Source organism: Ancylomarina sp. YFZ004 (assembly GCF_054254355.1).
This window is the reverse complement of the sequence record NZ_JBTCHQ010000007.1, coordinates 159,083-184,327: the sequence shown is the minus strand read 5'-3', so window position 1 is coordinate 184,327 and position 25,245 is coordinate 159,083. Positions and strand designations below refer to the sequence as shown.

Genomic DNA, 25,245 nt, shown 5'->3' with positions numbered 1-25,245 from the left:
TTAAATCATGAAACAGAAAGCTTCAGCAATTCAAGACTTCTCCTTCAAAATAAAAACTAAAAACTGACCTAAATAGTCGTCAAATATAAGTCGAAAAGGTTTGCAAACACAAAAAACCACCACAACAACACCACAACATCGCAAAATAAACAGAAGTATCACACCCACTAATAAAACACACTAACTCCTAAACATCAAGCAATTAAGCACCACAACACCGGAAATTAAATCTTGTTCAGTCTAAGTAGCAGTCCATTATTTTTTTTAAAACGTTTGCTCCGCAATATTTGTATCAGAAAAATTGCTTTAAAATTAGAAGCAAACGTTTTAACTAATATCTAAACCTAATACCCTACACTCATGAAAAAAACCCAGACTTACGTTTCCCTAATCAAAACTCTTTTCATTGCGACATGCTTAATCACAACATCATGTTCCAAAAATAAAGACAATAACGAATTCGAAAATGGGACTCTAAAGATTAATCCCGGCATTGCAGTTGATATAACAGTACAAGAACAAACCAAGAGTATAACAAACTCTGGTTTAAATACCGATGATTTTGAAGTTAGACTGAGAAGAACAAGTGCAGATTACAACAGATCATACAAATTAGGAGACATTACAGATAACGTGATTTCATTACCTGCAGCGAATGACTATGCCGTAGAGGTTAGTTCAGACTATTTAGGAGTAGATGATGGTAACGGAGGAATAAGATGGGGTGGAGCCAATTGGGATACCTATTATTATATAGGTGCTTATAGTCCTTTCGCGATAACTGAAGGGGAAACAACAAGCTTAGATTTTACGCTTATTCAAAATACCATTTTAATAGACCTTGATTTTACAAGTATAAAAACGAATATGCCTGCTGGATACGATAAAGTAGAAGCAAAAGTAGAAGCAGGTAACGATGCCAACAGATACTTAGTATACACTTCAGAAGAAACCCGCACAGGGCATTTTATTGCCCCTTTAACTTTCGTTGATGCAACAACAGCTACGGATTATGGCAAAGTGAACTATAAAATCACCGTAAAATTCACTGATACAAATAATGTTAACACTGAAAAAATACAGGAATTCTGGACTGAGGAATTTACTGCTAACCATAAATACAAATTAACAATTAAAAGCAGTGCTAAAGCAGGTTTAAATATAACAGTTGTTGATGAACCTATAGGTGACCCAATAATTTTTGATTTTTACATCAATTAAAAGCTAAATCAGAAGACCACTAAAGAAAAAAGGATACTTTGCAATTAAAATATCCGATCATTAAATAACAGTTACCTAATCTAATGAAACTAGCCATTAGCTAAATGAAATCTGAAAGGATAACAGTCTGAATGGCCACTTCCTACCGTTAACAATCGGGAGGAATAAAAAACACAAACTCATGAAAAGATTTTTTTTGATTCTATTAGCAACATTGCTCTGTAATGTTCTATGGGCACAAGACTTTACCGTAACAGGAAAAGTAAGCTCCCAGGAAGATGTCGAAGGCATACCAGGTGTCAGTGTCGCTGTAAAAGGTACAACTCATGGTACAACAACGGATATTAACGGGAACTACTCCATAAATACAAATTCTGAATCGATACTAATTTTCAGTTTTGTTGGGATGACTACGCAAGAAGTTGGAGTAAACAATCAAAATCAGATCGATATCACCCTTCTATCTTCTGCAACTGGCTTAGATGAAATTGTCGTGGTAGGTTATGGTGTACAAACAAAAAGTGATATAACAGGTTCTATCGTTGGAATTAAAGGTGATCAACTAAAAAACACGAGCTCATTATCACCTATGCAAGCTATACAGGGAAAACTTGCTGGTGTTCAAATTGTAAATTCAAGTGCACCAGGTTCGGCACCAACAATACGTATCAGGGGTGCAGGTACAATGAAGGGTGGAGCCGATCCTCTTTATGTCGTTGACGGTATCATCACAGGAGATGTACGTAATATTAATCAAGCAGATATCGTATCTGTGGATATCCTTAAGGATGCTTCTTCAGCATCAATCTATGGTGTTCGAGGTGCTAATGGTGTCATCATCATCACAACGAAATCAGGTACCAAAGGAAAAATGGAAGTGAATCTGAGTTCAAAAGTTGGAGTACATTCCATAATCAACGATGTAAAGATGGCTAATAGTAAGTTATTTGCTGATTATTCAAATGAAGCTGCTGCCTATGACAATGAAGAAGCACCATACGATCTATCGAAAATCAAATACAACACCGATTGGATGGATGCCATCACAAGACAGAGTTACACTCAAGAACACAATCTTTCAATTAACGGAGGAAGTGATAAAAACAGCTACTATTTCTCTTTAGGTTATATGGAAGATCAGGGAATTCTTAAGAGTAATGACTACAGCAGGTTATCGATAAGAATGAACAATACCTACAAACTAAGTGATAAGGTAAAAGTTGGAAATAATTTAAGTATCTCAAGATACAAATCAAACAATGCACCTTACTCTGCTTTTACCGACGCTTATCGTCAATCGCCTACTGTTCCGGTTCGAGATGAAGATGGTAAATATGGTTCTAGCATTAGAAATAATGTAGGAAACCCTGTGGCTAGCCTTGATTACACCAACAGTAAAGCTTGGGGAACCCGTATTCAGGGATCTGTATTTGCAGAATTAACACCTTTAAAAGGCTTAAGTTTTAAATCAACAATTAGTGTTGATGCGTCCTACTCAAAGGATAGATCTTACACTCCAGTCTATGAAGTATCATCTAACCAAAAAAGTGAAAATTCAAGTTTATCGACTGGCAGAGGAGAATATGCTACTTGGATCTGGGATAATATTCTAAGCTACTCGTTTAAACTTGCCGAAAAGCACGATTTTAAATTGATGGCTGGAACAACTGCTGAAAAAACAGAAACCACATGGCTAGGAGGTTCCAGACAAAATATTCCAGAACAATCACAATACTGGTACCTGGATGCAGGAGATGTAAAAACTGCTACAAATGGCAATGGTGGCGACATCTTCAGTAGAAATTCATATCTGGGACGTTTAAATTATGCTTTCGATAATAAGTATTTACTAACGGCTACACTTCGTAGAGATGGATCTTCTAAAATATCTCCTGATGAACGTTGGGGCACATTTCCTTCAGTGGGTTTAGGCTGGAGAATATCTGAAGAATCATTCATGCAAGATATTCAATGGCTTGATAATTTAAAATTAAGAACAAGCTGGGGTAAATTGGGAAATGATAATATTCCATCGGGTGCATTTATTGTGAACATGTATAATTCTGATTATGTATTTGGTGACACACAAGCCTTTACTAATGGAAGAAATATTGATAGCATAAAAGATCTTGGATTAAAGTGGGAAGTGACAACCGAATATGATTTAGGATTAGAATTTTCTTTCTTGAACAACAAAATAACAGGTGAAATCGACTATTACAACAAACTGACTACTGATGCTTTAATCGATGCACCTATTGACGATATATTTGGAAAAGGTGCCATCCTTACAAACAAAGCTGACATTCGTAACCAAGGCTTTGAATTAGCTTTAAACTGGAGAGAAAAAATCAATAGTGATTTGAATTTCACTATCGGGGTCAACCTAACACATAATAAGAATAGTCTAGAAAATATTGCTGGCGGACTTCCTATCACATCAGGTGATTTAGGTAACGGACAGGTAACAACACGAACAGAAGAAGGTGAAGAACTGGGTAGTTTCTGGGTATTTCAAACTGATGGAATTTTCCAGTCACAGGCCGATATTGACGCTTATACCAATGAAGATGGTGGAAAAATTCAAGCTGACGCAAAACCTGGTGATTTCCGATTAAAAGATACCAATGGTGATGGCCAACTTAATGACGAAGACCGTGAATATATGGGTTCTTATCAGCCTAAATTCTATTACGGATTAAACGCCGCAGTGAATTATAAAAACCTCGATTTCCAAATTGATTTCTACGGCAACGCTGGCAATAAAATTTACAATGGTAAAAAAGCACAACGTTGGGGTAACGAAAACATTGAAGCTTCTTTAGCTGGCAGATGGACTGTAGATAATCCTTCAAATACCATCCCAAGAGCATCAAACAATGTTCCAGTAGCATCTTCATACTATGTTGAATCGGGTAATTATATTAAAATCAGCAATATTACTTTAGGTTATTCACTTCCTAAAACATGGTTAAATACCGTTGGATTGGAAAAAGTAAGATGCTATATGACGGCTGTAAACCCTGTTATTTGGCAAGATTATAGTGGTTATACACCTGAATTACCAGGTGGAACTCTTAATTCAGGTATTGAATTAAATGCCTACCCTACTGCAGCAACCTATCTTTTGGGTGTAAACATTACATTCTAGATATTGAAAACGTACCATTTTAAGCATGGCTTTTAACACTAGTAAAAAAACTTAGAAAAAATGAATAAACGTATCTTAAATATATTAACCTCAGGCTTACTTATTTCCTGTTGTTTCATGCAGACATCCTGCCAGGACGATTTCCTTGAAATTGACTCTCAAGTCAACCAAACACCTGAAGATTACTTCTCATCATCGGATAATGCCGCATCAGAATTGGCCACTTCCGTATATAGCAACCTTCAAAGTTGGGATGAACATGTATTTCCATGGATTGGTGTATCCAGCATCACCTCTGACGATGCAGATAAGGGGAGTGATCCTGGGGATACGGGAACAGATAAACATGAGTTGGATAACTTCACTTTTAACGCCAGCAGCATTTCCTTTAATGGGATTTGGGCGGCCAACTACAGTGGAATCATGTCAGCTAACAAAGCTCTTGATGTGATTAAAAAGATGAGTGATGAGAACGAGTCTAAAAAACGAATTGAGGGCGAAGTGAAATTTTTACGTGCCTATTTCTATTGGAATTTAGTTAGATGTTTTGGTGGTGTTCCAAAAATCGACAAAATTCCTGATCCACTGAGTGAATCAGACCTTACTAATGCCAGAACCAGAGCATCTAAAGAAGCCATCTACGAATTAATTATCGCTGACCTTAAATTTGGAGCCGAGAATTTAGAAGAAAAAAGTCAAATGAATTCGGCTGACTTAGGACGTGCAACTAAAGGAGCAGCTAAGACATTTTTGGCTAAAGTTTATATGTATCAGAAAAACTGGACTGAAGCTCTACGTTTAAGTAATGAGGTGATCCTTTCAAATGAATACTCTTTGACAAGTGATTACGCTATGATTTGGAGAGAAGCAGGCGAAAATAATCAGGAGTCAATTTTTGAAGTTCAAGCAAGAGGAGTAAAACCAGCTAAAGGTATTGGTGGTTATTCTGAAGTACAAGGCGTAAGAGGTCAATTAGGCTGGGGATTTAACTCTCCATCAGAAGACCTTGAGAACAGCTATGAAACAGGTGATCCTCGTAAGGATGCAACTATTATTTACCCTGGAGAAACCTTGTGGGATGGTGTCGTGATTAATAGTGAAACACCTAATCCACGTTACAATGAAAAAGCCTACTTCAGCAAAACAAAAGAAACCTACAACGGAGACGCATGGCAATCAAATAAAAACATTCGTATTTTCCGTTATGCCGAAGTGCTTTTAATTCATGCTGAAGCAGCCAATGAACTTGGTCAGAGCGGAGTCGCATTAAGCTCTCTAAATGAAGTCAGATCAAGAGTTGGTTTAGACAATGCAAGTGCTGATAACTTAAAAGAAAAAATCTGGCACGAGAGAAGAGTAGAATTGGCTATGGAGCATGATCGTTTCTTCGATTTAGTACGCCAGGGCCGAGCTGGTCAGGTTTTGAGAGCACATGGCAAAAATTTTGTTGATGGAAAGCATGAGATTTTTCCAATTCCACAACGTCAAATTGAATTAAGCGAAGGCAAATTAATCCAGAACTCGGGTTATTAATTTTAAAAAATTGGAGACTACGGGAATAATTAAGCTCGTAGTCTCCCAACATAAATAGAAAATGATAATGCTACAAGTCTTTTTTAAATACTACCTTTTATCTATCATCCCTCTTTTGTTTGGGTGTTCGAGCTCTTCACCAGACGAGTTTATACCAGAGGAAGATAAAACACCTGAGGTGAAACTTACAGATGATCAATTAATGGACAAAGTTCAGGAGGCAAATATTGCCTATTTCTGGGATTTTGCTCACCCCGTTTCTGGTCTTAGTCGCGAAAGAAGTAATGAAAAACTAGATACGGTAACAACAGGTGGAACTGGCTTTGGAATCATGTCCATTATTGTGGGGGTCGAAAGAAATTTTATTCCCCGTCAACAAGCTGCAGAGCGCTTGGTAAAAATGACCGATTTCCTTGAAAATAAGACCACACGTTATCATGGTGTTTGGTCACACTGGCTTAGTGGTTCAACTGGAGAGACATTCGCATTCTCTCAAAAAGATAATGGTGGAGATCTTGTTGAAACATCTTTTCTTATTCAAGGTTTATTGACTGCCAGAGAGTTTTTTAATGCAGACAATGCTGACGAAAACAAATTACGCGCAACAATTACTCGTTTGTGGGAAGAAGTAGAATGGGACTGGTATGCTCAATCCGGAGAATACCTGCTTTGGCACTGGTCACCTAACTATCAGTTTGAAATGAATATGCCATTGCGCTCTTTCAATGAAACACAAATTGCCTACATCCTTGCAATGGCCTCTCCCACTCATCCTATCGACAAAACTGTTTACGAAAAAGGTTGGATTGGCAATAATTATGTGAAAGAATTAAATCCAACAAGTAGAGGTGATTATGGAGGACCTTTATTCTTCACCCACTATTCCTATTTAGGATTTAGTCCACACGTCACCGATAAACACATGGCTTTGGCTGGTTACGCATCTTATTTTGATCGTCATAAAAAACAAACCGATCTAAATCGCGAATGGTGTAAATCCAATCAAAGTAAATATGCCTACTATGGTGATAATTGTTGGGGCTTAACGGCTAGTGATGATCCGCAGTACGGTTATATGGCTCATGCGCCTAATAATGATAATGGAACCATCACACCAACTGCCGCCTTATCTTCTATTGTTTACACACCAGAGTTTTCTCTCAAAGCAATGCGATTCTTCTACGAAGATCTGGATGAGATAAACCTGTTTGGTAAATATGGTTTTAAAGATGCTTTCAATATTAGCAGAAACTGGGTAGCAAAATCTTACCTGGCCATTGATCAGGGCCCTATAGTCGTTATGATTGAAAACTACAGAACTGGATTAATCTGGAATACCTTCATGAAAAACCCTGAAATACAAACCGCTCTTGATAAAGCCGTAATGACAAGAACCAAGTAATTATTTTTTACTCATAATAAGAATTTACAAGGGCATTATGCCCTTGTATTAGAATCATATTGCCTAAATCCAAATTAAAAAATAAAACCTATGAGACTAAAAACAAAAGGCTTGAGCCTAATTCTAATGGCATTTTCAGCATTTGCGATTTCTTGCAGTTCTTCTGACAGAGAGGAAGAAATCATTATTGAGCCCATTGATCCCTGTACTGATATTGTAAAAAACATGAATATTATTTCAGACTTTGAATGCCAGCAAAACTTCTTTATTGGTGCAGATGCAAGCCTCGATACACAAGCTGCGATTGTAGATAATCCAAATAAAACAGAAGCTAACAAGAGTGAAAAATCAGGTAAATATATTGATAATGCTACTCAAGCTTGGGATAATATGGTCATTGACTTTTCTTCTGCTTACGACTTAACAAACTGTAGTCAACTCAAACTTAAGATTCATTCAGAACATACAGGTCTGCTTATTGCAAAACTTGAAGGAGGCACTCAAGCCGTGGAGCAACAAGTGCAAATGGAAAAAACCAATGAATGGGTTGAATATGCTTTTAATTTCAGAGAGGCTGTTGATATGGGCAATACCAAACTAATCCTGTTTTTCAATGCTGGTGTTGAAGATGGTCAAACTGAAGAAATCTATTATATCGATGATATTGAATTTATTGAAAATACATTTCCTATCGTTACAGATCCTTGCGAAGGAACCGAAAAAAATATGAGTATCATTTCTGATTTTGAATGCCAACAAAACTTTGCATTCACAGGAAATATTGAAACTGCTGACAATGCCTTTAAAACAGATATTAACCCTAGCGAAAAAATTGGTGAATTTACAGATGATGGGAAAAATGCATGGGATCACCTTTTAATTGATTACGAACAAGCCATTGATCTTTCAACGAAAGACAAACTCAAGTTCCTGATTCACTCAGATAAAAAAGTACAATTCCTAACTAAGCTTGAAGGGGGAACTTCTGATGCTAACGAAATTTGGAGTGATATTACAACAACTGGCGAGTGGACTGAATACACAATTGATTTTAGCTCTCAAGCTAATGAAAATCACACAAAGCTGGTTCTCTTTTTCAATGCAGGAAAAGATGATGGTGGATCTACAGACAGATATTATTTAGACAATATCCGTTGGGAATAAAACATTAAAACTTGAATAAAACGGGCAATCAATCGTCCGTTTTATTCAAACATGAAAATAACCAATAAAACAATTAAACTAGATGCGATTTAAATCTGTATTACTTGTAGTAGGATTAGTGATGTGCGGAGCATTGTCTTCTTTCGGGAAAGGCAACAAGAAAGCGACTCCCTGGGAAAAAGAGGCAAAAATGGAATCCTTTGTTGATTCACTATTGAACCTGATGACACTGGAAGAAAAACTGGGACAACTCACTCTGTTTTCAAGCAGCTGGGATATTACAGGCCCTGTCACTAACAACAACTATGTTGAAGATGTGATGAAAGGAAAAGTAGGTGCCATATTTAATGCATACAGTGCAGATTTCACTTATCGCATGCAAAAAGAAAACATGGAGAATACTCGTCTTGGTATTCCTTTGCTTTTTGGATATGATGTGATTCATGGTCACTGGACAACCTTCCCTATTCCATTAGCAGAATCTTGTTCTTGGGATTTAGACTGGATTGAAAAAAGTGCCCGAATTGCGGCAATAGAAGCCACTTCTGAAGGCCTTCACTGGACATTTGCTCCAATGGTTGACATCGCTAGAGATCCTCGTTGGGGACGTATTGCTGAAGGTGCTGGAGAAGATGTATTCTTAGGTTGTGAAATTGCCAAAGCTCGTGTTCACGGTTTTCAGGGTGATGATCTAAGTCTTGATAATACAATGCTAGCCTGTGCTAAACACTATGCCGCTTACGGAGTTGCTCAAGCGGGTCGTGACTACCATACTGTTGACGTTTCTAACCGAGAATTGTGGAACACTTATATGCCACCTTTTAAGGCGGCCTTAAATGCAGGTGTGGCAACATTCATGACATCTTTTAATGAGTTGGATGGAACGCCTTGTACCGGTAATGAGTACTTATTGGATGACGTTTTAAGAAAGCAATGGGGTTTTGATGGTTTTGTTGTGACTGATTACACATCTATCATGGAAATGACCGAACATGGCAACGTGAAAGATGCGAAAGAAGCTGGTGAAGTTGCTATCAATGCGGGTGTAGATATGGATATGCAATCTGGTATTTTCAATGATTTCTTACCACAATCGGTTAAAGAAGGTAAGGTATTGGAATCTCGTATCAACACAGCAGTTATTCAGATTCTAAAAATGAAATATCGCTTAGGTTTATTCGAAGATCCTTACAGATACAGCGATGTAAAAAGAGCTAAAAAAACTTTGATGAAACCAGAATTCATCAAAGCTTCTCGTGAGCTTGCCAAACGAAGCATTGTATTGTTGAAAAACGACAATCAAATACTTCCTTTGAAAAAGAATATCAAGAAATTAGCATTGATTGGACCTTACGTTAAAAATCGCAGAGATTTAGTAGGAACTTGGTCTGGTGCTGGTAAATGGGAAAAAGCTGTAACTGTAATGGAAGGTATTGAAAAGGCTGTTTCTAAAAAAACAGAGATTCTTTACGCTGAAGGAAGTCAACTATTTGGAGATGATAAATCAGGATTCGCTGAAGCCATAGCTACAGCAAATCAAGCTGATGCTGTTGTTTTATTTGTAGGCGAACCTCACGATTGGAGTGGAGAAGCTGCTAGTCGTACAGAATTGGAACTACCTGGTGTTCAGCCAGAGTTGGTTCAAGCAATTGTTGAAACAGGTAAACCTGTTATCATGGTGATGATGAACGGTCGTCCTTTAACAATCGACTGGGAAGCTGCAAATGTTCCTGCAATTTTAGAAGCATGGCACTTAGGCGTACAAGCAGGTCCTGCTATCGCTGATGTTTTGTTTGGTGACTATAACCCATCAGCAAAACTAACGGTAACATTCCCAAGAAGTGTGGGGCAAATTCCAATCTATTATAACATGAAACATACGGGTCGTCCAATGAATCCAAACCAGAAGTTTACATCTAAATATTTAGATAGCCCAAACACACCTCTATATCCATTTGGATTTGGTTTAAGCTATACCACTTTTGAATATTCTGACATTAAACTTGATACTCGTGAAATGGGTGTTAACGATTATATTACTGCTAGAATCAATGTGAAAAACACAGGAAATTTTGATGGTGAAGAAATTGTACAGCTATATATTCAAGATCTGGTAGGAAGTGTAACACGTCCAGTAAAAGAATTAAAACACTTTAAAAAAGTGTTCATCGCTAAAGGTGAATCTGTTGATCTGGAATTCAAAATTTCAGCCGACGATCTTGCTTTCTATCGTAAAGATATGAGCTACGGCGTTGAGGCCGGAGATTTCAAACTCTTCATCGGAACCAATTCTGATGATCTTAAAGAAACCCACTTTACTTTAACGCAAACCGCTCCCCTTGCGGAGAAATAAACAAAATGATAGGGGGAAGCAATTCTCCCTATTTTTATTTAAAACAAGCATCCATGAAGATTTTAAAACGACTACGATTCTTTTATCTTGCTCCCCTACTGGCTTTATTTGGCAGTGGATGTACTTCTCAAACAACAACCGTTAAATCACCTGATGAGAACATAAGTGTTACAATTGGTCAGGAAAACGGGATACCCTATTACAACCTGACGCTTGGTGAGGATACCCTTATCCAAAATTCCAAACTAGGCTTGCAATTCGCCCAACTTGATGCAAGCAAGAATTTCAAATTAAAAAGCATTAAAACCAGTCAGGCCGATACCCTTTGGGAAACTGTCTGGGGAGAAGATCAATTCATTAAGGAAAAGTCTAATAATATAAAGCTAAACTTTGAACAAACACAAAGTCCAAATCTGAAATTAGAGATGGAATTCCGTGTTTTTAACGATGGGATTGGCTTTCGATACATATTACCCGAGCAACAAAATATTGACAGTCTATTGTTAATTGATGAAAAAACACAATTTAACCTCGCCTCTGACAATAAATCGTGGTGGTTCCCTGTAGACTATGACAGTTACGAAAAACCTTACCAGTCGAACCTAATCAGCGAAATAGATTCAGTTCAAACTCCTTTTACGATGATCAGTCCAAAAGGCGTTTATATGAGTATTCACGAAGCTGCTTTAGTCGATTATGCTTCAATGACACTAAAGAAAAACACCCAGCAAAAACTTTCACTGGAGTGCAACTTAGTACCCTGGCCTGATGGAATCAAAGTAAGAGCCAACAAAACCATAAAAACACCTTGGCGAAGCATACAAGTGGGTAAAGAGGCAAAAGACCTTATCAATTCACGACTAATCCTCAATCTTAACGAGCCTTGTAAAATCAAAAATACAAGATGGATTAAACCGATGAAATATATGGGTATCTGGTGGGGTATGCATTTGGGACAACAAACATGGTTTACCGGACCAAAGCATGGTGCTACCACTCAAAATACAATGGATTTGATCGACTTTGCATCAGATCATCATTTCGATGGAGTTCTTGTTGAAGGATGGAACTATGATTGGAAGAAATTTGGCGAATGGGATTTTAAAAAGCCGTATCCAGATTTTGATATGGAAAAAATCACCAAATACAGTCAAGAAAAGAACGTTGCTTTAATTGGGCATCACGAAACTTCAGGCAATGTAGAACTCTATGAAACACAATTGGATTCAGCACTAAATTTTTATCAACACTATGGTATTCCCGCAATTAAAACGGGCTATGTAGGCCCCATTAAAAACGGACAATACCACCATGGTCAATGGATGATCAAGCATTTTCAGAAAGTGGTAGAAAAAGCGGCAGAACGAGGCATCAGCATCGTGGCTCACGAACCGATTAAGCCAACCGGACTGCGACGTACTTACCCTAACTTTCTTTCACGTGAAGGCGCTCTAGGGCAGGAATTTAATGCACCTTGGTCTTCGATAAATAATACGCCTGCTCATACCACTATCCTTCCTTTTACAAGGATGTTAGCAGGTCCTATGGATTTCACACCTGGTATTTTCAGCCTTACTTACGAAAAATATGGCATAAAGGATAAAAGAGTCAACACCACTTTGGCAAAGCAGTTGGCCTTATATGTGGTTATTTACAGTCCTGTTCAAATGGCTGCTGATCTACAGGAAAACTACGCAAATCATCCCGCATTCGATTTTATTAAAAGTGTGGCTGTAGACTGGGAACAATCCATCGCACTAAACGGCGAAATTGGTCAATATATTACAATGGCTCGTAAAGAACGAAAAGGAGAACGCTGGTTTCTGGGAAGTATTACCAACGAAAAAGAAAGAGATTTAAGCCTGCCTCTAAGCTTTTTGGATCCTAACAGAAAATATCTTGCAAAAATATACGCAGATACAGCTCAAACTGATTGGGAAAGAAACCCCTATCCCTACACCATTTCAGAAATGGAAGTTGATTCACAATCTATATTAAAAATGCATTTGGCAGCTGGTGGCGGTCAGGCTATCGAATTGACACCAATAGAAGAGTAATCGTTTTAGTATTAATAAAGTGTGTGCTTAATCCTTATGACACAAATTGAGATCAGTAATTATTATAAAATAGTCCATTAAAAATTAAACCAGACATTGAAATCAATGTAATAGAACAGGGAAAACCTAGAACGATAAGCACTTCAGGTTTTTCATTTTATAGACCGTTAATTTCTTTCTCTGATCTGAAATCTCACATCTAATTTAAAGTTCAAAATAAGAAAGTATGAATAATACATTTTCATTTTTAGATTACGCGATTTTCATCATCTATGGAATCGTAATATTAGGCGTTGGCTTATGGGTGTCTCGCGATAAGAAAGGGCATCAAAAAAATGCCGACGACTATTTCCTGGCAAGTAAGTCTTTGCCATGGTGGGCCATTGGTGCCTCGCTGATTGCAGCAAATATATCGGCAGAACAATTTATTGGCATGTCGGGTTCGGGTTTTGCTATCGGCTTAGCTATTGCTTCCTACGAGTGGATGGCAGCGATTACCCTGATTATTGTAGGAAAATATTTTCTACCAATTTTTATCGAAAAGGGACTCTATACCATTCCTGAGTTTGTCGAAAAACGTTATTCAACGAATCTGAAAACAATTTTGGCTGTGTTTTGGTTAGGTCTGTACATTTTTGTGAATCTGACTTCAGTGCTATATCTGGGTGCTCTGGCTATGGAAACCATTATGGGAATTCCCATGATTTATAGTATTTTAGGTTTGGCCCTTTTTGCTGCCAGTTATTCTCTTTATGGGGGCTTGTCCGCAGTGGCCTGGACTGATGTGATTCAAGTTGTTTTTTTAACCCTTGGCGGTTTGGCGACCACTTATTTAGCACTGAACCATGTTTCAGGAGGAGAAGGTGTTTGGGCGGGTTTCCAGCATATTTATAAAGCAGCACCAGATAGTTTTCATATGATTTTAGATAAGGCACATGCTCAATATGTGAACCTTCCGGGTATTGGTGTTTTGATTGGTGGTATGTGGGTGGCAAACCTTTATTACTGGGGTTTCAATCAATACATCATTCAAAGAACTCTTGCTGCCAAATCCTTAAAGGAATCGCAAAGAGGGATTGTATTTGCTGGTATATTAAAACTGATTATTCCATTAATCGTTGTGATTCCTGGTATTGCAGCTTATGTGATGGTGAACGATCCTTCAATTATGGCTCGTTTGGGTGATGCAGCTCAAAATAATGTACCAACAATGGAGGCTGCTGACAAAGCCTACCCATGGCTCTTGCAATTTTTGCCTAATGGATTTAAGGGTATTGCATTTGCCGCCTTGGCAGCAGCCATCGTATCTTCATTGGCATCTATGTTGAACTCGACCTCTACCATTTTCACAATGGATATCTACAAACCCTATTTCGATCCAAAGGCTTCGGATAGAAGGACTGTTAATGTGGGTAGACTTTCTGCAGCCGGTGCATTGCTTATAGCTTGTTTGATTGCGCCTTTCCTTAGCGGATTAGATCAAGCCTTCCAATACATTCAGGAATATACAGGTATGGTTAGTCCTGGTATCCTTGCTGTTTTCATTCTGGGCCTATTCTGGAAGAAAGCAACCAATAAAGCTGCGATTTGGGGTGCATTAATGTCGATTCCTGTGGCTCTATTCTTTAAATTTGGTCCTAAGGGCTGGGTTGAAGGAACAGCCATTGAAGGCTTCTTCCCAAATCTGCCTTTCCTTGATCAAATGGGACTGACTTTCCTGATTTCAATGCTATTCATTGTAGTCCTAAGTTATAAGCAAAACAAGGGTGCTGATGATGCTAAAGGGATTGAAATTAGTAGAGAGACCTTTAAAACGGGTAAAACATTTAATATTATAGCCTACTCAATTATTATTGTATTGGTGGCCTTATATGCTCTGTTCTGGTAAATGACATAAAGATTGGATCAGTTTTCACTATGTTGAGAGGTAAGAAATAATTATGGCTAGCTATTTCTGATTCTCACTCATATTAACTCATCCAATTTCTATATAATAAATAAGGCTGATTCTTTTAAGAATCAGCCTTATTTCGTGTGTACCTCATCAAGACAAAAGCAAGCATACACGACTAAAAATATCAAATACTCAAAATGAAAGAACGATTAAGATCTGTAAACTTGATTAAAAATAAAAAGCCATCGCAAGGGATGACTTAATTCAACTGATAAAATCTACTTGTTTTATTTGGAAAAATATTTCTTAAAGAACTTAGTTAAGCCTTTTTTGTTTCTCTGTTCAAAAGAAGGGTGAGCATGATACTCCTCTCCTATTATCTGATAATAAATGGCTTTCCAATTGGGTAGTCCGCCCAAATTTCTATCATCGATATAAATATCCGCATTAATTTTTCTGCTTATGCTGTCATCAAAAACTTCTTCTGGGTAATTTTTATTTACAGCATAAAATTCAAGCCCATTCTCTCTACAAAATCCAATGGCATCATCCAGTTCTTTTCCAGCACGGTAAGTCCACAAAATCAGCTGATGACCTTGTTCTTTTATCAATTTTAAACTTTCAATGGCAAAAGGAATCTCTTTTCCCAAATCAGGATATCGATGTTCTACGATTGTACCGTCAAAATCAACTGCTATAATCATGTCTAACTAATTGGTTTATTGCCTTAAATTATCAAAAGCATACGACATAATAGCAAAAACTGCACATTTTTTATAAATCATACCTTATTCTTTCTAGCAACAATGATTTTAATTCAACTATCACTCCTAAATACAATTTCTGATTCTAAAAAAAGCATCCAGTCAAAAAAAAATATATCCATATTTATCAAAGAAAAAGGAACTCTTTATTCAATAATAACTCAACGAACTTTCCCAACATGAGTATATTAGCAGCATGTAAAAAACGACTTAAATTAAGTTTTCGAATTACATTCCATTCTAAATAAGCTTCATTTACAGATTCCAGTACACATCTTATTGATAAGTAACGTTTTTTAAGACACTGAAAGACTGAACTTAAATAGATATTTTATAGATTTGCTCATTCAAAACTATTTAGAATAAGAACAAAAAAACATAAAATGGATCTTTTTAAGCCTATGAACTTAGAGGAAAAAAAATCGACTACACCTGAAGGTGATATTGAAAGAGTAAAATGTCTAATTGTTGGTTCAGGTCCAGCTGGCTATACTGCTGCTATCTATGCTGCTCGTGCTAATCTTAGCCCAGTTGTTATTGAAGGATTGCAACCTGGTGGACAGTTAACCACAACAACTGAAATTGATAACTTTCCTGGATACGCTGATGGTGTTACCGGTACTGAAATGATGGCTGATCTTAAGAAACAAGCTGAACGTTTTGGTACAGATTGCCGTTGGGGACTTGTTACTTCTGTTGATTTCTCATCACACCCACACAAAGTTGTAGTTGATGGCAACAAAACTATCGAAGCTGAGTCTGTTATTTTAGGAACAGGTGCTACTGCAAAATACTTGGGTATTGAGTCAGAGACCAAATATGCTGGATCAGGTGTTTCTGCTTGTGCAACTTGCGATGGTTTCTTTTACCGTGGTATGGATGTCGCTGTTGTTGGTGGTGGTGACACTGCTGCCGAAGAAGCAACTTACTTAGCTGGTCTTTGTAATAAAGTCTATTTAATTGTTCGTAAGCCTTTCTTACGTGCATCTAAAGCTATGCAAGATCGTGTGAACCGTACTGAGAATATCGAAGTTCTTTATGAGCACAATACAAAAGAGATCACTGGTGATGGTGTTGTTCAAGGCGCTACTTTAATCAAACGTTTAGGTCACGAAGATGAGCAAGAAGTTACAATCAAAGTAGATGGTTTCTTCTTAGCTATTGGTCACACACCAAACTCAGACTTCTTCAAGCAGTTTATTACAACTGATGAGAGTGGTTATGTGATTACTGAACCAGATTCAACTCGAACTAACGTTCCTGGTGTATTTGCTTGTGGCGACCTTAAAGACTCTGTATACCGTCAGGCAGTTACTTCTGCAGGTTCAGGTTGTATGGCTGCAATGGATGCTGAAAAATTTCTTGCTGAACGCGAGTAATACGTCTTCAAAATAATAAATCAAAACGCCACCTATTATGGGTGGCGTTTTTGTTTTCAGAAATCAAAGTTGGAATCAAAAAAAAACGCCCTTTTCAATAAAGAGCGTTTCGTATAATATTATAGAGTTTAGTTTACCACAACTTAAACTTGCTTGTACTCGCAGCCTTTTTAGGGGCTACTTTAGGAACTTCTGAATCTAAAATTGAGTTGATATAACTCATACATTTACCACATCCCGTATTAGCACCTGTGTATCGACGAATTTCCTCGATAGTCGTTGCATGCTTTTCGTGAATAGCCTTATCGATAGTCTCTCTGTCAACCATCTGACAATTACAAACAATATCTCTCATCCTATATTTCTATTTTCAATAATTACACTTTTGTTTAAAGCTCTTTGGCTTTTCTTACTGAAACAAAGATATAAAAAAAGACTCGCTATTTGTAACGAGTCTACATAAATATTATTGATGTATTGATTGAGTTTTACAATTGATTTTCCATAAAAATCTTCATATTCCGATACATATCAATAACATTGTCATTTTTAGGTAATGTTTCGAATATGGCTTTTATATAGCTTTTCTCGCTCACCATTTTAAAACTTCTCTTATGTTTCATATCAAAGACCCATGACATTTGATATAATTTCAAATCATTAAGCGTCTCAACATCTTCTCGTATTGCCACTTTCTCAGCCATAATTGCTTTGCCAATTTTCTTAGCAATAGCAGGCATATCCTTAAGCTCCATATCTAAATGTCTATTAGGATGCACCTTTTTATGGGTGTAATAATCAGAAACGATTCGCAACACATCAATTCTATCCGCATCACGAAGCAGATCAATCATGGCAAGTGATTGCTCATCAGAGATTTTTGGCAATTCGCTTAAATCATGCATGCTCACGCAATCAATCACCAACTGTCTTTCCTCTTCCTCCAAGCTCATTAACACCTCATGCTCTTCAATCACACTCAAACCAATCTTAATATGATTTGATAATTCATTATCAGCATAAGTGCCATGCTTCACCAACTGCTCAAATCGTCCAATATCATGTAAGAGAGCTGCTGTTTGAAGCAGAAATAAATTTGATTCATCAAGATTTACGCTCAAAGCCAACTCATTAACATTCTCTATAACCCAAGAAGCATGTTCTTTCAATAGATCAATATTAATCTGAATTTCAGGATCTTCGCTTGAAAATTCTAAAACGTAAGCATCGTACCAAGTTCTAATCTTATTGTAGGATTCTTCTATCACTGTAAGTTTAATTTGATAATTCCTGCAAAACTACATCTTTTCCTCAAATTGCAAAAGGATTTTGACCATGTACTTGCAAATTTCATCTCAGCATAAAAAAATAAGCAACAAGCCATTAGTTACAAGCAAATTACAAACTAAAAAAAATCGAAAACATGAAGAGAAAACAACACAACAATCAGGATTAATAGCCATCTAACAAAATTTGCACCCCAACTTAAAGCAAATTGCGAGGCGACAACTCCTCCTATAATATTACCGATGGCAGCAATCAGCCCCATACTATAATGCACCTGCCCATTAAGCATATACACCAATAAGGCAAAAGGACTGTATAGAAACACAATGAACACTTTTAGAGCATTAGCTTTGACCAAATCATAGCCGCCTTGTAAAACCAAGGCCGCTAAAAGAAAAATACCAACACCAATATGGATGAAGCCACCATATATTCCTATTAGAAAGAAAAGAAGAAAGGATTTTGGGCCCAAGCGTTTTTTCTGAAGCCCTTCAACACCTTTGAGCCATCTTTGAGGTTTAAAAAAAATAAAGACACCCATGATCAGCATCACAACTCCAATAACAATTTCAAAGACATCCTTATTAATATTAACAGCGATTTGAGCTCCTAAAATAGAACCCAAAACAGTTGGCAAGGCTAGAAACAAACCTCTTCTAATTTCTAAAGCACCTTGCCGTTTGAAATTTAAACTCGCAGATAAAGTCTGCATGATAACCCCTAAACGAATTGTTCCGTTGGCAAAGGGTGCCGATAAACCCAAAAACATAAATAAAGAATAGGATATAACCGTCCCACTCCCTGCTAGTGTGTTAACAAATCCTACCATAAAACCAGCAGTAATCAACAAAGCTATTATAGGCAAAGAGTAGATGTCTAATTCTTTTAGATACAGTATAATTTCAGACATAATCGTGATTTAGCACATTAATTGTATAGCTCTTATGACTATTTATACGACCTGTGAATTTATAGTTTTTATAACACAAATTAGACTGATTTTTAAATCATCAGAGCAATTCAAAAGAAAATCAAGAGACAGTATCCCTTCAATTAATAAATGACATTACACTAAATCGTAACAAACTTAAACGATTGAAATACCACATTCCAACCCATTTTTTGTGGGTAAAACAAGCTTCAATCTTAATTTTAGCTTATTTTTGTGTGAACTAAACCGTTAAAAAGTCCTATTTTCGCAGCAAGATTAAAAGTCTTCGTTCGATAGGAATAAAAAACGATTTCCAAAAAAAATGTTTACAGAAAAAGAGTTTGATTTTTTGATTATTGGTAGCGGATTAGCTGGACTATATGCAGCCAGTTATGCAGCTGACTTGGGACGTGTTGTTCTCGTAACTAAGACTAAACTTAATGTTAGCAATTCCTATTATGCCCAAGGGGGGATTGCTGCTGTAACAGATTCAAACGACTCTCCAGATTTACATTTGAAAGATACTTTTGAAGCTGGACGAGGCTTGTGCGATTATCCGCCTGTTAACATTCTAGTTAATGAAGGGCCTGAAAGAATCAAGGACCTAATAGATATGGGTATGCAGTTTGACACTCTTGAAGGTGAATTATCTCGCGGGCTCGAAGGAGGGCATCTAAGAAGACGTGTTTTGCATGCTGGTGGTGATTCCACAGGGAAAGAGTTGGTTCAGTTTTTAACTCAAAAAATACTTGATAACAAAAACATTGAAGTCATCGAAAACCAGATGGTTTATAAGCTTCTATGTGAAAAGAAACAATGTTTTGGTGCTCTCACCTATAATCCAAATGATCATACCAATCTTAAAATAAAGGCTAAACATACATTTTTAGCCATGGGGGGGGCTTCGGCAATTTATCAACGAACAACCAATCCAGATACTACAGTTGGTGATGGCATTGCTTTAGCTTATGCTGAAGGAGTTGAACTAGCCGATATGGAATTCATCCAATTTCACCCTTCTGCTTTTTACTCTAATGATGGCAGTACTTTTTTAATAAGTGAAGCCGTTCGTGGAGAAGGAGCCCAACTTTTCAATAAAAAAGGTGAACGTTTCATGCTCAACAAACATGAGCTTGCTGAATTAGCTCCTCGTGATGTGGTTGCCCGTTCTATTTTTGAGCAAATGCAAGAGAATAACGATGACTTTGTATATTTAAAACTCGATCATCTAGATTCGGAGAAGATAAAACGTCGTTTCCCTACGCTTTACAAAAGATGTGCTGAATTTGGAGTCGATATGTGCACTCAAGTGCCAATTGCTCCAGCTGCTCATTATATGGTCGGAGGAATTAAGACTGGACTAAATGGTGAAACTAATATTGCTAATCTTTATAGCTTTGGAGAACTTGCCTCTTCCGGTGTAATGGGAGCAAATCGTTTAGCATCCAATTCACTTTTGGAGTGTTTGGTATTTGGTAAACGAGCCATTATACATGCTACAAGTCAATCTACAAATAAAGATACTCCTGAGGTTGAAACAAAGGAATTGCATTATAATGCAGATATAGAAGCTGAGTTTCTAACTCAAGTCAACTTTATTGCTGATGCAATGAATAGCCAATTAGGCATTGTTCGTTGCCAGGCAGATATAAGTACTTTAATTGACAGCTTAGAAAGCATTAAGCAAAATTTCCCTTTCGAGGAAAATGAATATTATAGCACTCGAATGCTAAACTTACTACAAGTTTGCGAACTGATGTCTAACGCTGCACTTCAACGTGAAGAGAGTCGTGGTGGTCATATCAGAAGCGATTTCGAAAAAGAAAACAAAGCCTATATGGCTCATTCAATACAAACAAAGGACAAAGACTTGTACTTTGTTCCCATCGAAAACAAATAATAGAAGAATAAAAATGGAAGAAACCGGACTAAACATAGAGGAAGTCGATTTCATTATAGATCACGCCTTTCGCGAAGATATCGGAAGTGGCGACATTACAAGCAACAGTATAATTCCTGAAAGCACAACGGCTAAAGCTAGCATGACGGCTAAAGCTGATGGTGTTATTGCAGGTTTACCAATTGCTCGAAAAGTTTTTGAAAAATTAGACTCTAATCTTATTTGGAAGCCTCTTGTAAAAGATGGGGACAGCGTAAAAAAAGGAGATTTAATTGTTGAAATTGAAGCAAGTTTCAGAGCCCTGTTAACAGGAGAACGCCTAGCTCTTAATTTACTGCAACGTTTATCAGGTATTGCTAGCGAAACGGCTAAATACGTTAAGGAAGTTGAAGGGACTAAGGTTAAAATCTTAGATACTCGTAAAACGGTTCCTGGTCTACGCACCTTCGACAAGTATGCTGTAAAAATGGGTGGTGGTACCAATCATCGTATTGGTTTATTCGACCTTGCTATGATTAAAGACAATCACATTAAGATTGCTGGTGGAATAGCTAAGGCTGTTGATCAGGTTCGAGAAGCCATTTCTGCTGATATTAAAATCGAAGTAGAAACAACAACTCTTGACGAGGTCGCTCAGGCTGCCAATGCTGGTGCTGACATTATCATGCTAGATAATATGAGTAACGAACTCATGACAGAAGCAGTACAACTAATTGATGGCAGATGCCTTGTTGAAGCTTCGGGAAATATGAATATGGCTCGCTTAAAGGGCGTTGCAGCAACGGGTATCGATGTGATTTCAGTAGGTGCATTAACACATTCAGTTATAGCTCTTGATATCAGTCAGAATATTTGCCAATTATAATCAAAGATTAAGATGGAAAAACAAGAAATAATCAAGCAAATTGAAGACTTGAAAGCGAAGAAGAATGCTGTTATTCTTGCACACTATTATACCGATACAGAAATTCAGGATTTAGCTGATTACGTAGGTGATTCACTAGGTTTAGCACGTCAGGCTGCTGAAACTACAGCAGATATCATTGTATTCTGTGGTGTTCACTTTATGGCTGAAACCGCTGCTATTACATCTCCAGAGAAGAAGGTTTTAATTCCTGCTCAGCGTTGTGGTTGCTCATTAGCTGAAAGCATTACCGGAGCTGATATCAGAAAATGGAAGGACGCTAATCCTGATGGCTTAGTTGTTTCCTATGTCAATACAACTGCCGAAGTTAAGGCAGAGACAGACTATTGCTGTACTTCATCGAATGCTTTACAAGTAATAGAACATTTGGGCAAGGATCAAAAAATATTCTTTACTCCAGACAAAAACCTAGGTGCTTATTTAAATAAGAAAACAGGTTCTAATATGGAGTTATGGGATGGTGACTGTTGTGTTCATGAAAGAATATCTGCTGATATGGTTTTAGATATGCACCAGCAATACCCTGAAGCAGATATTTTAATTCATCCAGAAAGCAACTGCTCTGGAGATGATATGATTTTAGTTCATCCTAAAACATTCTTCTACTCCACTGCCGGAATTATAAAACACGCTAAAGAGTCGGATAAGAAACAATTTATTATCGCAACTGAAAAAGGTACTTTACACCAACTACAGAAAGAGAATCCTGATAAAGAGTTCATTTTGGTACATCCCAAAGTGATCTGTAGTTCTATGAAAAAAGTAACGTTACAAGGCTTATACGAAGCGCTGCTTCATGAGCAATATCGGGTTGTTATAGATCCTGAAATCATAAAAAAAGCTCAACTCTCTATAAACAGAATGTTAGAGATTGGATAAATACAAAAAGCCTTGTCAAATACGACAAGGCTTTTTTTATGTACATAACACATATCGAAAACAATAATTAACCTATCTATCTCAGTCATAATAAAAGCTTAACCCCTTACCACATCAAGCTATTTAGAACTATTCTTATTGATTTCACAAGCGATATCATATAGAAAATCATATCTTTATTCGGCATAAAAAAACAGCTCCATTGTGATGGGTTTTAGTGCATATCTATACCAACTTAACCATATTCGAAGACTTAAATATGTCTAAATTAACCACACCCATAGTCCTCCTTTTAATACTCTGTTCAGCCAGCTTTGGCTTTTCAACAGATAATAAAACAACAGATTCCATATCTGATCATTTACAACAGCAATTCGAAAAATATGAAAAAACGAATATCGATTCAAGTATGTTCTTTGCTCATAGACTCATAAAGCACTCACAAGAAATTTCCAACGACAGCCTATTAATAAGAACTCAACAAGATTTGGGGAGTCTCTTCAGAACAAACAAACAATTAGACTCTGCATTATATCATTACAATACTTCTCTTAAAATCGCAGAAAAAATAGATAAACCTTATTTTATTAGCAGAGCTCATATATTAATTGGAATTTACTATTCAAGCCAATCAGAACTTGAAAAAGCCAAACGTCATTATCAAACAGCTATAGAACTAACTCAACAACCTGATAACCGAAATTATAAAGCATTCGTAAATAATAAAATATACGCATTTAATCAACTTGGCAATATTTACAGGGAACAAGGCTATTTAAAAAAAGCACTTCAGGCTTTCTTAAATGCCAATACTATTGTTGAAGAAAACGATATTAATGACGAAAGGATAAACAGCCTTATTAATATTGCAAATGTATACAGCGCTGATGAACAATGGGAAGCCGCACTTATTAAACTAAATGAGGTCTTGACATTAGCCAAGAATGATAATAATATCTACCAACAAGCGTTAGCTAACAATAATATCGGAACAGTTTACGAAGCTCTAAATGACTATAACAAAGCCCTTATCTACTACCTTAAATCCTTAGAACTACGAAAATCTGGAGATATAACTTTGGGACTTTCATCTAATTATCACAACCTGGGCTCTATAAACTATCGACTTGGTGATTATGAACAGGCCATTTACTTCCTAAACACATCATTAGCGATCGCACAAGAAAATAACTCAAAAGTTGATTACATTTATAATTACGAATACCTGTCGAAAGTTTACATTAAGACAAAAGATTTTAAGAAAGCAGCTCATTTTATTTCAAAGGCCAAATCTGTGGCTGAGGAACTAAACTTGATAAAAAAGAAAGTTGATTTAGCAAAAATACATACTGAATATTATTTTGAGATAGGAAAATTAGTACTGGCGCAAAAAGCCTTCTCTGAATATGATTCTCTAAGAGATGATTTTAGTGAAACTGAAAAATCGGAGAAGATTATTCAAATGCAGACGCTGTATGAAACAGATAAAAAAGAAAAAGAAAACGACCTACTAAAAGCTCAAAATCAATTATCACAGCTTAATCTTGATAAAGAAATTCAAAGAAAAAATCAATTCATTATTGGCTTTGGAATTTCTATTGTGATACTCATTATAATCATCTTCCTTTTGCGAAGAATGTCTGGAGCCCACAAGACAATTAAGGACTTTAATATTAAATTGGAAGATTCAAATGAGAAACTAAGATTAATCAATAGCACCAAAGATAAATTCTTTTCAATTATTGCTCACGACTTACGCTCACCTTTGGGAGCTATTCTTAGCTTTTCAAATTTGATAGACGACGAATGCTCTTCATCAAAAGAGATAGAAACTGTTGCAGAATACAACACCTACTTAAACCAATCTGCACGTAATTTGAATTCACTTCTTGAAAACCTATTGCAATGGGCAAAATCTCAACTTGGTAATATAAAACATCAAGCTGTAGATTTCAACCTGTCTGAAGTGATTGAGGAAAATATCGAAATCCAAAGACTTAAAGCGAAAGAAAAATCAATCGAGATTAACTTTCATATTAAACAAGACATTCGTGTTTATGCAGATATTAACATGACGAATACGGTTATTCGCAACCTTCTTAGTAACGCCATCAAATTTTCACACCCTAAATCAGAAATTAATCTCTTTGCTAAAGTTGATGGCAAAATGCTTCAATTATCAGTTCAAGATTCTGGTGTAGGTATTAGTCAATCTCAACAAAATAAACTCTTTAAAATTGAAAGCAATACCTCAACATTAGGAACAAATAATGAAACAGGGACTGGTTTAGGTTTAATTCTTTGTAAAGAGTTTGTGGAAACTAATGGAGGGACTATCTGGATAGAAAGTAAAGAAAGCAAAGGGGCAAATTTTATATTTACTATCCCCTTACACAATTCTTAAT

17 protein-coding genes are annotated in these 25,245 nt (G+C 36.7%); 13 read left to right on the top strand and 4 right to left on the bottom strand.

What is annotated here, in order from left to right:
* Positions 1 to 360: 360 nt before the first annotated feature.
* The 8 genes from ACXR6G_RS12865 (at position 361) to ACXR6G_RS12830 (ending at position 14,769) form a co-directional block, all read left to right on the top strand.
* Complete coding sequence (locus tag ACXR6G_RS12865) at positions 361 to 1,221, top strand: hypothetical protein (RefSeq protein WP_458361839.1); 861 nt, start codon at positions 361 to 363, stop codon at positions 1,219 to 1,221.
* A 181-nt stretch (positions 1,222 to 1,402) separates the two neighbouring features.
* Complete coding sequence (locus tag ACXR6G_RS12860) at positions 1,403 to 4,372, top strand: SusC/RagA family TonB-linked outer membrane protein (protein ID WP_458361838.1); 2,970 nt, start codon at positions 1,403 to 1,405, stop codon at positions 4,370 to 4,372.
* A gap of 60 nt (positions 4,373 to 4,432) precedes the next feature.
* Positions 4,433 to 5,905: a RagB/SusD family nutrient uptake outer membrane protein gene (locus tag ACXR6G_RS12855; RefSeq protein WP_458361837.1), complete on the top strand. Its 1,473-nt coding sequence runs from the start codon at positions 4,433 to 4,435 to the stop codon at positions 5,903 to 5,905.
* 67 nt (positions 5,906 to 5,972) lie between these two features.
* Positions 5,973 to 7,307, top strand: a complete 1,335-nt coding sequence (locus ACXR6G_RS12850) for a glucoamylase family protein (protein ID WP_458361836.1) — start codon at positions 5,973 to 5,975, stop codon at positions 7,305 to 7,307.
* Between the two features lie 90 nt (positions 7,308 to 7,397).
* On the top strand, positions 7,398 to 8,471 hold the full coding sequence (locus ACXR6G_RS12845) for a hypothetical protein (protein WP_458361835.1): 1,074 nt from the start codon (positions 7,398 to 7,400) through the stop codon (positions 8,469 to 8,471).
* 82 nt (positions 8,472 to 8,553) lie between these two features.
* Positions 8,554 to 10,824 (top strand): beta-glucosidase BglX, encoded by a 2,271-nt coding sequence (gene bglX / locus ACXR6G_RS12840; protein WP_458361834.1) that lies wholly within the window; start codon positions 8,554 to 8,556, stop codon positions 10,822 to 10,824.
* Between the two features lie 53 nt (positions 10,825 to 10,877).
* Complete coding sequence (locus ACXR6G_RS12835; protein ID WP_458361833.1) at positions 10,878 to 12,881, top strand: glycoside hydrolase family 97 protein; 2,004 nt, start codon at positions 10,878 to 10,880, stop codon at positions 12,879 to 12,881.
* A 226-nt stretch (positions 12,882 to 13,107) separates the two neighbouring features.
* On the top strand, positions 13,108 to 14,769 hold the full coding sequence (locus ACXR6G_RS12830; RefSeq protein ID WP_458361832.1) for a sodium/sugar symporter: 1,662 nt from the start codon (positions 13,108 to 13,110) through the stop codon (positions 14,767 to 14,769).
* A gap of 293 nt (positions 14,770 to 15,062) precedes the next feature.
* Here ACXR6G_RS12830 and ACXR6G_RS12825 read toward each other — a convergent pair whose 3' ends face one another.
* Positions 15,063 to 15,479, bottom strand: a complete 417-nt coding sequence (locus tag ACXR6G_RS12825; RefSeq protein ID WP_458361831.1) for a BT0820 family HAD-type phosphatase — start codon at positions 15,477 to 15,479, stop codon at positions 15,063 to 15,065.
* Positions 15,480 to 15,922: 443 nt separating this feature from the next.
* Between ACXR6G_RS12825 and trxB the strand changes: the two genes are divergently transcribed.
* Positions 15,923 to 16,918, top strand: a complete 996-nt coding sequence (gene trxB / locus ACXR6G_RS12820; RefSeq protein ID WP_458361830.1) for a thioredoxin-disulfide reductase — start codon at positions 15,923 to 15,925, stop codon at positions 16,916 to 16,918.
* Between the two features lie 133 nt (positions 16,919 to 17,051).
* Here the strand turns inward: trxB and ACXR6G_RS12815 are convergent, their stop codons facing one another.
* The 3 genes from ACXR6G_RS12815 to ACXR6G_RS12805 form a co-directional block, all read right to left on the bottom strand.
* A complete protein-coding gene (locus ACXR6G_RS12815) occupies positions 17,052 to 17,273 on the bottom strand; it encodes a (2Fe-2S)-binding protein (protein ID WP_458361829.1) in 222 nt (73 codons plus the stop codon).
* A 133-nt stretch (positions 17,274 to 17,406) separates the two neighbouring features.
* Positions 17,407 to 18,186: an HD domain-containing protein gene (locus tag ACXR6G_RS12810; RefSeq protein WP_458361828.1), complete on the bottom strand. Its 780-nt coding sequence runs from the start codon at positions 18,184 to 18,186 to the stop codon at positions 17,407 to 17,409.
* Between the two features lie 137 nt (positions 18,187 to 18,323).
* Positions 18,324 to 19,115: a sulfite exporter TauE/SafE family protein gene (locus tag ACXR6G_RS12805; RefSeq protein WP_458361827.1), complete on the bottom strand. Its 792-nt coding sequence runs from the start codon at positions 19,113 to 19,115 to the stop codon at positions 18,324 to 18,326.
* A 343-nt stretch (positions 19,116 to 19,458) separates the two neighbouring features.
* Here ACXR6G_RS12805 and nadB point away from each other — a divergent pair, with 343 nt between their 5' ends.
* The 4 genes from nadB (at position 19,459) to ACXR6G_RS12785 (ending at position 25,244) form a co-directional block, all read left to right on the top strand.
* Positions 19,459 to 21,036: an L-aspartate oxidase gene (gene nadB, locus ACXR6G_RS12800; RefSeq protein WP_458361826.1), complete on the top strand. Its 1,578-nt coding sequence runs from the start codon at positions 19,459 to 19,461 to the stop codon at positions 21,034 to 21,036.
* Positions 21,037 to 21,049: 13 nt separating this feature from the next.
* Positions 21,050 to 21,901: a carboxylating nicotinate-nucleotide diphosphorylase gene (gene nadC / locus ACXR6G_RS12795; RefSeq protein WP_458361825.1), complete on the top strand. Its 852-nt coding sequence runs from the start codon at positions 21,050 to 21,052 to the stop codon at positions 21,899 to 21,901.
* A gap of 12 nt (positions 21,902 to 21,913) precedes the next feature.
* The gene (gene nadA / locus ACXR6G_RS12790; protein WP_458361824.1) at positions 21,914 to 22,840 is read left to right on the top strand and encodes a quinolinate synthase NadA; all 927 of its coding nucleotides are present in this window, start codon (positions 21,914 to 21,916) and stop codon (positions 22,838 to 22,840) included.
* A 259-nt stretch (positions 22,841 to 23,099) separates the two neighbouring features.
* Positions 23,100 to 25,244 carry a tetratricopeptide repeat-containing sensor histidine kinase gene (locus ACXR6G_RS12785; protein WP_458361823.1) on the top strand — a complete coding sequence of 715 codons (2,145 nt, stop codon included), beginning with the start codon at positions 23,100 to 23,102 and terminating at the stop codon, positions 25,242 to 25,244.
* Position 25,245: the final 1 nt, after the last annotated feature.

Coding starts and splice junctions, on each gene's coding strand:
- ACXR6G_RS12845 (WP_458361835.1), top strand. CDS start 7,398: ATGAGACTAAAAACAAAAGGCTTGAGCCTAATTCTAATGGCATTTTCA.
- ACXR6G_RS12865 (WP_458361839.1), top strand. CDS start 361: ATGAAAAAAACCCAGACTTACGTTTCCCTAATCAAAACTCTTTTCATT.
- trxB (WP_458361830.1), top strand. CDS start 15,923: ATGGATCTTTTTAAGCCTATGAACTTAGAGGAAAAAAAATCGACTACA.
- ACXR6G_RS12835 (WP_458361833.1), top strand. CDS start 10,878: ATGAAGATTTTAAAACGACTACGATTCTTTTATCTTGCTCCCCTACTG.
- ACXR6G_RS12825 (WP_458361831.1), bottom strand. CDS start 15,479: ATGATTATAGCAGTTGATTTTGACGGTACAATCGTAGAACATCGATAT.
- ACXR6G_RS12850 (WP_458361836.1), top strand. CDS start 5,973: ATGCTACAAGTCTTTTTTAAATACTACCTTTTATCTATCATCCCTCTT.
- bglX (WP_458361834.1), top strand. CDS start 8,554: ATGCGATTTAAATCTGTATTACTTGTAGTAGGATTAGTGATGTGCGGA.
- ACXR6G_RS12785 (WP_458361823.1), top strand. CDS start 23,100: ATGTCTAAATTAACCACACCCATAGTCCTCCTTTTAATACTCTGTTCA.
- nadA (WP_458361824.1), top strand. CDS start 21,914: ATGGAAAAACAAGAAATAATCAAGCAAATTGAAGACTTGAAAGCGAAG.
- nadB (WP_458361826.1), top strand. CDS start 19,459: ATGTTTACAGAAAAAGAGTTTGATTTTTTGATTATTGGTAGCGGATTA.
- ACXR6G_RS12815 (WP_458361829.1), bottom strand. CDS start 17,273: ATGAGAGATATTGTTTGTAATTGTCAGATGGTTGACAGAGAGACTATC.
- ACXR6G_RS12830 (WP_458361832.1), top strand. CDS start 13,108: ATGAATAATACATTTTCATTTTTAGATTACGCGATTTTCATCATCTAT.
- ACXR6G_RS12855 (WP_458361837.1), top strand. CDS start 4,433: ATGAATAAACGTATCTTAAATATATTAACCTCAGGCTTACTTATTTCC.
- nadC (WP_458361825.1), top strand. CDS start 21,050: ATGGAAGAAACCGGACTAAACATAGAGGAAGTCGATTTCATTATAGAT.
- ACXR6G_RS12805 (WP_458361827.1), bottom strand. CDS start 19,115: ATGTCTGAAATTATACTGTATCTAAAAGAATTAGACATCTACTCTTTG.
- ACXR6G_RS12860 (WP_458361838.1), top strand. CDS start 1,403: ATGAAAAGATTTTTTTTGATTCTATTAGCAACATTGCTCTGTAATGTT.